Origin of the sequence: Pseudoalteromonas sp. Z1A6, from assembly GCF_011378745.1 — a bacterium.
Taxonomy (GTDB): Bacteria; Pseudomonadota; Gammaproteobacteria; order Enterobacterales; family Alteromonadaceae; genus Pseudoalteromonas; species Pseudoalteromonas arctica.
On the sequence record NZ_WTKW01000161.1, the window covers coordinates 1 to 9,396 of the forward strand.

A 9,396-nucleotide genomic window follows, 5' to 3' on the forward strand; every position below is an offset into this window, starting at 1 on the left:
TGCCTTGTTTGTTTTGTAACCACCTGTAAAATAGCTACATAGCCGTAATTACTCAACTTTAATAACCATACGCTCTAAATTAATTAAAAAATAACCTATCACTACCCCCTCAATGCTGGTACAATTGCCCGCCCTTAAGAGACAACTCGTTTGTTTTTTGATTGGGATTTAATCGAAATGTCTGATTTTTAAACGAATTTTAGACACGTTGTAATTACTACACCGGAGGTCATTAACATGATCCAAATGCAAACTCAGCTGGAAGTTGCTGATAACAGCGGCGCTCGCAAAGTGCAGTGTATAAAAGTCCTTGGTGGTTCACACCGTCGCTACGCAGCGATTGGCGACATCATTAAAGTTTCTGTAAAAGAAGCTATTCCTCGCGGTAAAGTGAAGAAAGGTGATGTTAAAAACGCGGTAGTTGTGCGTACCAGAAAAGGTGTTCGCCGTCCAGATGGTTCTTTGATCCGTTTTGACAGCAACGCGGCTGTTATCTTAAATGATAACTTGCAGCCAATTGGTACACGTATTTTCGGCCCTGTGACTCGCGAACTTCGTAATGATAAGTTCATGAAAATCGTTTCACTAGCCCCAGAAGTACTGTAAGGAGCCAATCATGGCAGCAAAAATACGTCGTGATGACGAAGTAATCGTACTAGCAGGTAAAGACAAAGGTAAGCGCGGAAAAGTGCTTTCAGTTGTTACTGAATCTGGTCGAATCTTTGTCGAAGGCATAAACTTGATCAAGAAACACCAAAAGCCGGTTCCACAATTGAACCAAGCTGGCGGCATTGTTGAGAAAGAAGCATCTATGGATGCATCAAACGTTGCGATCTTCAACTCGGAAACGAGTAAAGCTGATCGTGTAGGTTTCAAGATTGAAGATGGTAAGAAATTACGTATCTTTAAATCTACTGGTAAAACTATCTAATAGTTGGAGTAGAATGATGGCGAAACTGCATGAAGTATATAAAGACAAAGTAGTTGCGGAACTTCAAGAGAAGTTTGGTTTCAGCTCTGTCATGCAAGTCCCTCAGATCGAAAAGATCACATTGAATATGGGCGTGGGCGAAGCCCTAGCTGACAAGAAGATTTTAGATAACGCAGTAGCGGATCTAGCAGCAATCTCTGGTCAGAAACCTCTAATCACTAAAGCACGCAAATCTGTTGCTGGCTTCAAAGTGCGTGAAGGTTACCCGATTGGTTGTAAAGTAACCCTACGCGGCGAGCGTATGTGGGACTTTTTTGAGCGTTTGGTATCAATCGCTATCCCACGTATTCGTGACTTCCGTGGCGTAAGTGCTAAGTCTTTTGATGGACGTGGCAACTACAGCATGGGCGTACGTGAACAAATCATCTTCCCAGAAATCGATTACGATAAAGTAGACCGTGTACGCGGTATGGATATTACTATCACTACTTCTGCGAAATCTGATGAGGAAGGCCGTGCGTTGTTAGAAGCGTTTAACTTCCCATTTAAGAAATAAGGGTAGGGTTATGGCAAAGAATTCTATGAAAGCGCGCGAAGCAAAGCGCACAAAACTAGTTGCTCAGTTCGCTGAAAAGCGCACAGCACTAAAAGCTATCATCAGTGATGTTAATACATCTGAAGATGATCGTTGGGACGCGGTACTTAAGCTACAAGCTTTACCTCGTGATTCTAGCCCTGCACGTCAACGTAATCGTTGTAACATTACGGGCCGCCCACATGGTTTCCTTCGCAAATTCGGCATGAGCCGTATTAAAGTTCGCGAAGCAGCTATGCGCGGTGAAATTCCTGGCCTTAAAAAGGCTAGCTGGTAATAGAATCATGGGAGTAAGACTATGAGCTTGCAAGATCCTATCGCGGATTTGTTCACACGAATTCGTAACGGTCAATCAGCGAAGAAAGTATCTGTAACGATGCCAACTTCAAAGCTGAAAGTAGCATTAGCTAAAGTACTAAAAGACGAAGGTTATATCGTAGATTTCGCCGTTAACGGTGAAACTAAACCTGAGCTTTCTATCGAATTGAAGTACTTCGAAGGCAAAGCTGTAATTGAAAATATCCAGCGTGTAAGTCGCCCTGGTCTACGTATCTATAAGAAACGTGACCAATTACCTAAGGTAATGGGTGGTCTTGGTATCGCTATCGTATCAACTTCTAAAGGCCTAATGACAGACCGCACAGCACGTAGTGCTGGTGTTGGTGGTGAAATCATTGGTTTTGTAGCTTAATCGGAGGGGAACTATGTCTCGCATAGCAAAGGCACCAATTACTGTTCCTGCCGGTGTAGAAGTTACATTAAAAGGCCAGGAAATCACAGTTAAAGGCAAAAACGGTGAACTTACTCGTACTATCAACAACGCTGTTGAAGTACAAGTTAATGACAACGTTATTACTACTTTACCTCGTGATGGCGTAGCGAATGCATGGGCTCAAGCAGGTACTGCTCGCGCTCTAATCAACAACATGGTTGTTGGTACGCATGAAGGTTACGAGAAGAAACTTCAGTTAGTAGGCGTGGGTTACCGTGCTGCAGCTAAGGGTAAAACATTAGATTTAACTCTTGGCTTCTCACACCCAGTTAATTTCGCAGTTCCTGAAGGAATTACGATTGAAACTCCAAGCCAAACAGAAGTTCTAGTTAAGGGCGTAGATAAGCAGTTAGTTGGTCAAACAGCTGCTAACATTCGTGCATACCGTAAACCTGAGCCTTATAAAGGTAAGGGTGTTCGTTATTCAGATGAGAATGTACGCCGTAAAGAGGCTAAGAAGAAGTAAGGTAAGACGATGGATAAAAAAACAGCTCGTCTACGTCGTGCTAAACGCACTCGTAGAAATTATATTGAACAAGGCACAACGCGTCTTGTTATCCACCGCACGCCACGTCACATCTACGCTCAAGTTGTAAATGCTGAGGGTAATGTACTGGCTGCTGCTTCTACTGTTGAAAAGGCTATTAGCGAAACAGTTAAAGGCACCGGTAACGTTGAAGCTGCGCAAGCAGTTGGCAAAGCGGTTGCTGAACGTGCGGCTGACAAAGGCATCGAAAAGATTGCTTTTGATCGCAGTGGCTTTAAATATCACGGCCGTGTGAAGGCGCTAGCTGATGCTGCGCGTGAAGCCGGTTTGCAATTCTAGGAGTAGACTATGGCTAACGTAGAAGCAAAGCAACAACAGCCTGATCTAGCTGAAAAGCTAATCGCGGTGAACCGTGTGTCTAAAGTAGTTAAAGGTGGTCGTATCTTTAGCTTTACTGCACTAACTGTAGTTGGTGATGGCGCAGGTAAAGTAGGTTTCGGTTATGGTAAAGCACGTGAAGTTCCAGCTGCTATTCAAAAAGCAATGGAAAAAGCACGTCGTAACATGATCAACGTAGACCTAAATGGCAACACATTACAGCATCCTGTTAAGGGACGTCATGCTGGCTCACTAGTGTTCATGAAACCAGCATCTGAAGGTACTGGTATCATTGCAGGTGGTGCTATGCGTGCAGTACTTGAAGTGACTGGTGTGCAGAACGTACTTTCTAAATGTTACGGTTCTACTAACCCAATCAACGTGGTGCGTGCAACGATTTCGGCTCTTGAGAATATGAATTCTCCACAGTCAATCGCTGCAAAACGTGGCCTTCGCGTAGACGAAATACTGGGGTAACCATGGCAAATCAAACTGTAAAAGTAACACAAGTAAAAAGCTCTATCGGTCGTTTACCGAAACATAAAGCTACATTACGCGGTCTTGGTTTACGTCGTATCAACCACACTGTTGAGTTAGAAGACACAGCATGTGTACGTGGTATGATAAACAAGGTTTCTTACATGGTTAAGGTAGAGGGTTAATTCGATGCATTTGAATACACTTTCACCTGCTGCAGGTTCAAAAACTGCTCCAAAACGTGTTGGTCGTGGTATCGGTTCTGGTCTAGGTAAGACTGGTGGTCGTGGTCACAAAGGTCAAAAATCACGTTCTGGCGGCAAAGTACGCGTTGGTTTTGAAGGCGGTCAAATGCCTATGCAACGTCGTCTACCTAAATTTGGTTTCACTTCTCGCAAATCTTTAGTATCTGCAGAAATAAACCTTTTTGAAATCGCTAAAGTTGAAGGCGATGTGGTAGACCTAAGCGCGTTACAAGCAGCTGGTCTAGTTAAAAAGAACGTTCTTTTCGTTAAAGTTGTTAAATCTGGCGAAGTTTCACGCGCTGTTACCGTTAAAGGCCTTAAAGCCTCTAAAGGTGCTCGCGAAGCTATTGAAGCTGCCGGAGGCAAGGTAGAAGACTAAGGAAGTACTAATGGCTAAACCAGGTCAAGATACAAAAAGTGCACAAGGTGGACTTTCGGAATTGAAGCGCCGATTACTCTTCGTATTGGGTGCTATCATAATTTACCGTCTAGGTTCATTTGTGCCGATCCCTGGGATTGACGCCGCTGTACTTGCCGATTTCTTCGAGCAACAAAAGGGCACCATTGTTGAAATGTTCAACATGTTCAGTGGTGGTGCTCTTGAGCGAGCTTCAGTGTTAGCACTGGGTATTATGCCGTATATCTCGGCTTCGATTATTACGCAACTATTAACGCATATGTATCCTCCGTTTATAGAGCTTAAGAAAGAAGGTGAGCAAGGGCGTAAAAAAATTAGCCAGTACACACGCTATGGCACGCTTGTGCTAGCTACTATTCAATCAATCGGTATTGCTTCTAGCTTACCGGGCATGATGGAGGGGTTAGTTGTTAACCCTGGTATGGGTTTCTATTTCACCGCAGTGGTGAGTTTAGTGACTGGTACTATGTTCCTTATGTGGTTGGGTGAACAAATTACAGAACGCGGTATCGGTAACGGTATCTCTGTTCTAATATTTGTTGGTATTGTAGCTAACTTGCCGTCTGCTATTGGTTCGACAGTCGAAATGGCGCGCCAAGGTGATTTGAATGTTTTTGTACTACTGATGGTTGCGGTAATCGTATTCGCTGTTACTTATCTTGTAGTGTTTTTTGAACGTGGACAACGTCGTATTGTTGTTAACTACGCTAAACGCCAACAAGGTCGTCAAGTATTTGCTGCTCAAAGCACGCATTTACCACTAAAAGTAAATATGGCGGGTGTTATTCCACCAATCTTCGCTAGTAGTATAATTCTGTTCCCTGGTACAATTGCTAGCTGGTTCGGCCAAGGTGAAGGTCCAGTTGCTGATGTATTACAAGCTGTAGCTACTACGTTGACCCCAGGTCAACCGTTGTACTCACTTGTACTAGCAGCAGCTATTATCTTCTTCTGCTTTTTCTATACAGCGTTGGTTTTTAACCCTCGTGAAACAGCAGATAACCTTAAGAAATCTGGCGCATTTATCCCAGGTATTCGTCCAGGTGAGCAGACATCTAAATACATTGATAAAGTGATGACACGCCTGACATTGGCAGGTGCTTTGTATATAACCTTTATCTGTCTGGTGCCTGAATTCATGACGATGGCGTGGCAAACGCCATTCTACTTCGGCGGTACATCAGTTTTGATTATCGTTGTAGTAATCATGGACTTTATGGCACAAGTACAGACTCACCTGATGTCTCATCAGTATGATTCTGTGCTGAAAAAAGCGAACCTTAAAGGCTACGGTCGATAAGGTCAGTTTACGGAGTTGAGCAATGAAAGTACGTGCTTCCGTTAAGAAAATATGCCGTAACTGTAAAGTTATTAAACGTGCTGGTGTAGTACGCGTAATTTGCAGTGAGCCTAAGCATAAGCAAAGGCAAGGCTAAGTAAACAGCGTGCAGGCTGAGTTTTCTCGGCCTGTGTTTTTAGTAGTAATTTGGTCTTCGTTTGAGTATCCTTACGGGCTTTTCAAACAGATGATTACCAAATTCGAATATAGGAGATGTGTTAGTGGCCCGTATTGCTGGCATTAACGTCCCTGATCATAAACATGCAGTTATTGGTTTAACAGCTATTTATGGCATAGGTAAGACTCGCTCTAAGGCTATCTTAGTAGCGACTGGTATCGCCGAAACCACAAAAATCGGTGAACTTTCAGACGAAATTCTTGACGTACTGCGTGATGCAGTTGGCAAGTACACTGTTGAAGGTGATCTTCGTCGTGAAGTTACTTTAAATATCAAGCGCCTTATGGACCTTGGTTGTTATCGTGGCCTACGTCACCGTCGCTCTTTACCACTACGTGGTCAAAGAACTAAGACTAACGCGCGCACCCGTAAGGGTCCACGTAAGCCTATTAAGCGATAAGGGGATAGTATTATGGCTAAGACACCAATTCGTCGTAAAAAGGTTAAAAAACAAGTTGCTGATGGTATGGCTCATGTTCATGCGTCTTTCAACAACACTATTGTAACGATTACCGACCGTCAAGGTAATGCACTATCATGGGCTACTGCCGGTGGTTCAGGTTTCCGTGGTTCACGTAAATCTACACCATTTGCTGCTCAGGTTGCTGCAGAGCGTGCAGGTACTGCTGCTCAAGAATACGGTTTAAAAAATCTAGAAGTTTTCATCAAAGGTCCAGGTCCAGGTCGTGAATCTGCTGTACGTGCTTTGAATGCTGCTGGTTACCGTATTACCAACATTACTGACGTGACGCCTATACCACATAATGGTTGTCGTCCACCGAAGAAACGTCGCGTTTAACAATAGGTTAGGAGAAATAACATGGCAAGATATTTGGGCCCTAAGCTCAAGCTGAGTCGTCGTGAAGGTACTGACCTGTTCCTTAAGAGCGGCGTAAGAGCTATCGACTCTAAGTGTAAACTTGAGACTGCACCTGGTCAGCACGGCGCCCGTAAAGGTCGTTTATCTGATTACGGTTTACAATTACGTGAAAAGCAAAAAGTACGTCGTATATACGGTGTATTAGAAAAGCAATTCCGTAACTACTACAAAGAAGCTGCTCGCCTTAAAGGTAATACAGGTGAAAACTTGTTACAGCTTTTAGAGCAACGTTTAGACAATGTTGTATATCGCATGGGTTTTGCTAGCACACGTGCAGAAGCACGTCAGTTAGTAAGCCATAAAGCGATTTTAGTTAATGGTCGTGTTGTGAACATTCCTTCATACGTAATTACTCCAGAAGATACTGTTGTAATCCGTGAGAAGTCTAAGACACAAGCACGTATCATCGCTGCTCTAGAGTTGGCTGAGCAACGTGAAAAGCCGACTTGGGTTGAAGTTGACGGTAAGAAATTGGAAGGCAGCTTTAAGCGTCTACCTGAGCGTTCAGACCTGTCTGCGGACATTAATGAACAACTAATCGTCGAACTTTACTCTAAGTAAAGTTAAGAGTTAAGAGAGGATAAAATGCAGGGTTCTGTTACAGAATTTCTAAAACCAAGGTTAGTCGACATCGACGCTATCAACCCAACGCGTTCTAAAATAGTTTTAGAACCATTAGAGCGTGGCTTTGGCCATACTCTGGGTAATGCTTTACGCCGTATATTACTTTCATCTATGCCTGGATGTGCAGTAACTGAAGTTGAAATCGACGGTGTATTACATGAGTACAGCGCGAAAGAAGGCGTTCAAGAAGACATCATTGAAATACTATTAAACCTTAAAGGTTTAGCAGTAACGTTAGAAGGCAAAGATGAAGTTTTTCTGACCCTGACTAAATCTGGTGTAGGCCCTGTTACTGCGGCTGATATTCAGCACGATGGCGATGTAACAATTGCTAATCCAGATCACGTTATTTGTAATTTAACTACAAATAACAGCGAGATCAGCATGCGTATTCGTGTTGAACGTGGTCGTGGTTATGTGCCGGCATCTAGTCGTTTATCCTCTGATGACGATGAGCGTCCAATTGGTAGATTGTTGCTTGATGCATCATTTAGCCCAGTTGAACGTATTGCGTACTCGGTTGAATCAGCTCGAGTTGAGCAACGTACAGATTTAGACAAGTTAATCATTGATATGGAAACAAACGGCACTTTAGATCCAGAAGAAGCGATCCGCCGTGCGTCTACTATCTTAGCTGAGCAATTAGATGCATTCGTAGATTTACGTGATGTAACTGAGCCAGAAGAGAAAGAAGAGAAGCCAGAATTCGATCCTATTCTACTTCGTCCAGTTGATGACCTTGAATTAACAGTACGCTCAGCAAATTGTTTGAAAGCCGAGCAAATTCAATATATCGGTGATTTAGTTCAGCGCACTGAAGTTGAGCTTCTTAAAACGCCTAATTTAGGTAAGAAGTCTCTAACTGAAATTAAAGACGTGCTAGCTTCACGTGGACTTTCTCTAGGCATGCGCCTAGAAAATTGGCCACCTGCAAGTTTAGCTGAATAATCTAAATCACTATATTAGTTTAGTTAGAAGGATAGGGTCATGCGCCATCGTAAGAGTGGTCGTCAATTAAACCGTAACAGTAGCCATCGTAAAGCGATGTTTAGCAATATGGCAGGTTCTTTGGTGAAACATGAAATCATCAAAACTACTTTGCCTAAAGCGAAAGAGTTACGTCGTGTAATTGAACCTTTAATCACACTGGCTAAGACTGACAGTGTAGCAAATCGCCGTTTAGCGTTTGCTCGCACGCGTGATAATGAAGTTGTTGGTAAATTATTCAGTGAAATCGGTCCACGTAACGCGGATCGTCCAGGTGGTTACACTCGTATTCTTAAGTGTGGCTTCCGTACTGGTGATAATGCACCAATGGCTTATATTGAACTAGTTGGTCGCCCAGCGACTAGCGAAGCAGTTCAAGAAGACGCACAGTCTGCAGAGTAAGTCTTAAAGAAACCTAAAAGCCGAGCTTATGCTCGGCTTTTTCTTGCCTAAAATTTGTCAAACTATATGAACGAGTAATTACCTTCTATTATGTGTATCGACTCATAGATTCTGAATCGATAGGTTGTTTTGACAGCTATTTTAATAGCTACCTAGTGACTCTTTACTTACCATTGATTGAAAATAGCCTATCAGGTTCTAGTTAAAGATCATTTTCATTATATAGTGATTTACAGTTATTAATGATAGCACTTCGAATTTAACTACCATTAAGCAATCCCTGATTAAGTTTTTATTTATTAGAGCTTATCAGAAGATATAGCGTTCGCTCTCTTAATCTATATACCGGTACTAAGAACCTCATAGTAAAGCTAATCATTGCGGCCTAAGTAAACTCACTTCTTAAATAAAACATAGCCCAATGAATTCAAATCTCAGCTTTTGACTATTTCAAATGATTTTAGCAACACGACTCTTAACTTATTGGTTGGCTTTTTCAGGATTGTTGATCCAAATACGTCTCTACTGATAGCTAGTTATCATAATTTTGATTTTAAATAGCCCTATAAACTTCTTGATACAGGTGGTTTAGTTGTGTTTTTGAGCGTTTAGCTCAAATACTCAGCGAACAGCACTTTATTTCAAGTTTTCTTCAAAAAAGGGTTGATCTGTTTTCGGATCTC

At 42.5% G+C, this 9,396-nt stretch carries 17 protein-coding genes; all 17 read left to right on the forward strand.

The genetic code is table 11. The annotated features are described in order from the left end of the window. Window positions 1-237: 237 nt before the first annotated feature. The 17 genes from rplN (at window position 238) to rplQ (ending at window position 8,713) form a co-directional block, all read left to right on the forward strand. Window positions 238-606 (forward strand): 50S ribosomal protein L14, encoded by a 369-nt coding sequence (gene rplN, locus GQR46_RS11345; protein ID WP_002959498.1) that lies wholly within the window; start codon window positions 238-240, stop codon window positions 604-606. 10 nt (window positions 607-616) lie between these two features. Continuing rightward, a complete protein-coding gene (gene rplX / locus GQR46_RS11350; protein ID WP_002959496.1) occupies window positions 617-931 on the forward strand; it encodes a 50S ribosomal protein L24 in 315 nt (104 codons plus the stop codon). Window positions 932-947: 16 nt separating this feature from the next. Continuing rightward, on the forward strand, window positions 948-1,487 hold the full coding sequence (rplE, locus tag GQR46_RS11355; RefSeq protein WP_010554915.1) for a 50S ribosomal protein L5: 540 nt from the start codon (window positions 948-950) through the stop codon (window positions 1,485-1,487). A gap of 10 nt (window positions 1,488-1,497) precedes the next feature. Further along, window positions 1,498-1,803 (forward strand): 30S ribosomal protein S14, encoded by a 306-nt coding sequence (gene rpsN, locus GQR46_RS11360; RefSeq protein ID WP_165741003.1) that lies wholly within the window; start codon window positions 1,498-1,500, stop codon window positions 1,801-1,803. A 21-nt stretch (window positions 1,804-1,824) separates the two neighbouring features. Next, window positions 1,825-2,217 carry a 30S ribosomal protein S8 gene (rpsH, locus tag GQR46_RS11365; RefSeq protein ID WP_007584660.1) on the forward strand — a complete coding sequence of 131 codons (393 nt, stop codon included), beginning with the start codon at window positions 1,825-1,827 and terminating at the stop codon, window positions 2,215-2,217. A gap of 13 nt (window positions 2,218-2,230) precedes the next feature. Further along, the gene (gene rplF / locus GQR46_RS11370) at window positions 2,231-2,764 is read left to right on the forward strand and encodes a 50S ribosomal protein L6 (protein ID WP_002959488.1); all 534 of its coding nucleotides are present in this window, start codon (window positions 2,231-2,233) and stop codon (window positions 2,762-2,764) included. A 9-nt stretch (window positions 2,765-2,773) separates the two neighbouring features. After that, window positions 2,774-3,124, forward strand: coding sequence for a 50S ribosomal protein L18 (rplR, locus tag GQR46_RS11375; protein WP_002959486.1), 351 nt, complete (start codon window positions 2,774-2,776; stop codon window positions 3,122-3,124). 9 nt (window positions 3,125-3,133) lie between these two features. Next, entirely contained in the window at window positions 3,134-3,640 is a 507-nt protein-coding gene (gene rpsE / locus GQR46_RS11380) for a 30S ribosomal protein S5 (protein WP_002959485.1), read from the forward strand. A 2-nt stretch (window positions 3,641-3,642) separates the two neighbouring features. Beyond that, window positions 3,643-3,825 (forward strand): 50S ribosomal protein L30, encoded by a 183-nt coding sequence (gene rpmD, locus GQR46_RS11385; RefSeq protein WP_002959482.1) that lies wholly within the window; start codon window positions 3,643-3,645, stop codon window positions 3,823-3,825. A 4-nt stretch (window positions 3,826-3,829) separates the two neighbouring features. Next, window positions 3,830-4,264, forward strand: coding sequence for a 50S ribosomal protein L15 (gene rplO / locus GQR46_RS11390; protein ID WP_002959480.1), 435 nt, complete (start codon window positions 3,830-3,832; stop codon window positions 4,262-4,264). 10 nt (window positions 4,265-4,274) lie between these two features. Further along, window positions 4,275-5,603, forward strand: a complete 1,329-nt coding sequence (gene secY / locus GQR46_RS11395) for a preprotein translocase subunit SecY (RefSeq protein WP_007584663.1) — start codon at window positions 4,275-4,277, stop codon at window positions 5,601-5,603. 22 nt (window positions 5,604-5,625) lie between these two features. Beyond that, entirely contained in the window at window positions 5,626-5,739 is a 114-nt protein-coding gene (gene rpmJ, locus GQR46_RS11400; RefSeq protein WP_002959476.1) for a 50S ribosomal protein L36, read from the forward strand. Between the two features lie 124 nt (window positions 5,740-5,863). Further along, a complete protein-coding gene (rpsM, locus tag GQR46_RS11405; RefSeq protein WP_007584664.1) occupies window positions 5,864-6,220 on the forward strand; it encodes a 30S ribosomal protein S13 in 357 nt (118 codons plus the stop codon). Between the two features lie 12 nt (window positions 6,221-6,232). Beyond that, entirely contained in the window at window positions 6,233-6,619 is a 387-nt protein-coding gene (rpsK, locus tag GQR46_RS11410; protein ID WP_002959471.1) for a 30S ribosomal protein S11, read from the forward strand. Window positions 6,620-6,640: 21 nt separating this feature from the next. Continuing rightward, the gene (rpsD, locus tag GQR46_RS11415) at window positions 6,641-7,261 is read left to right on the forward strand and encodes a 30S ribosomal protein S4 (RefSeq protein ID WP_002959461.1); all 621 of its coding nucleotides are present in this window, start codon (window positions 6,641-6,643) and stop codon (window positions 7,259-7,261) included. 24 nt (window positions 7,262-7,285) lie between these two features. Further along, window positions 7,286-8,272, forward strand: coding sequence for a DNA-directed RNA polymerase subunit alpha (gene rpoA / locus GQR46_RS11420; protein WP_002959452.1), 987 nt, complete (start codon window positions 7,286-7,288; stop codon window positions 8,270-8,272). Window positions 8,273-8,311: 39 nt separating this feature from the next. Continuing rightward, window positions 8,312-8,713 carry a 50S ribosomal protein L17 gene (gene rplQ, locus GQR46_RS11425; protein WP_002959450.1) on the forward strand — a complete coding sequence of 134 codons (402 nt, stop codon included), beginning with the start codon at window positions 8,312-8,314 and terminating at the stop codon, window positions 8,711-8,713. Window positions 8,714-9,396 lie beyond the last annotated feature (683 nt).

Excerpts from the sequence above, each read along its gene's own strand:
- rpoA (WP_002959452.1), top strand. The coding sequence starts at position 7,286 with ATGCAGGGTTCTGTTACAGAATTTCTAAAACCAAGGTTAGTCGACATC.
- rpsE (WP_002959485.1), top strand. The coding sequence starts at position 3,134 with ATGGCTAACGTAGAAGCAAAGCAACAACAGCCTGATCTAGCTGAAAAG.
- rplO (WP_002959480.1), top strand. The coding sequence starts at position 3,830 with ATGCATTTGAATACACTTTCACCTGCTGCAGGTTCAAAAACTGCTCCA.
- rplR (WP_002959486.1), top strand. The coding sequence starts at position 2,774 with ATGGATAAAAAAACAGCTCGTCTACGTCGTGCTAAACGCACTCGTAGA.
- rplN (WP_002959498.1), top strand. The coding sequence starts at position 238 with ATGATCCAAATGCAAACTCAGCTGGAAGTTGCTGATAACAGCGGCGCT.
- rplF (WP_002959488.1), top strand. The coding sequence starts at position 2,231 with ATGTCTCGCATAGCAAAGGCACCAATTACTGTTCCTGCCGGTGTAGAA.
- rpsK (WP_002959471.1), top strand. The coding sequence starts at position 6,233 with ATGGCTAAGACACCAATTCGTCGTAAAAAGGTTAAAAAACAAGTTGCT.
- rplX (WP_002959496.1), top strand. The coding sequence starts at position 617 with ATGGCAGCAAAAATACGTCGTGATGACGAAGTAATCGTACTAGCAGGT.
- rplQ (WP_002959450.1), top strand. The coding sequence starts at position 8,312 with ATGCGCCATCGTAAGAGTGGTCGTCAATTAAACCGTAACAGTAGCCAT.
- rpsD (WP_002959461.1), top strand. The coding sequence starts at position 6,641 with ATGGCAAGATATTTGGGCCCTAAGCTCAAGCTGAGTCGTCGTGAAGGT.
- rplE (WP_010554915.1), top strand. The coding sequence starts at position 948 with ATGGCGAAACTGCATGAAGTATATAAAGACAAAGTAGTTGCGGAACTT.
- rpmJ (WP_002959476.1), top strand. The coding sequence starts at position 5,626 with ATGAAAGTACGTGCTTCCGTTAAGAAAATATGCCGTAACTGTAAAGTT.
- secY (WP_007584663.1), top strand. The coding sequence starts at position 4,275 with ATGGCTAAACCAGGTCAAGATACAAAAAGTGCACAAGGTGGACTTTCG.
- rpsN (WP_165741003.1), top strand. The coding sequence starts at position 1,498 with ATGGCAAAGAATTCTATGAAAGCGCGCGAAGCAAAGCGCACAAAACTA.
- rpsH (WP_007584660.1), top strand. The coding sequence starts at position 1,825 with ATGAGCTTGCAAGATCCTATCGCGGATTTGTTCACACGAATTCGTAAC.
- rpmD (WP_002959482.1), top strand. The coding sequence starts at position 3,643 with ATGGCAAATCAAACTGTAAAAGTAACACAAGTAAAAAGCTCTATCGGT.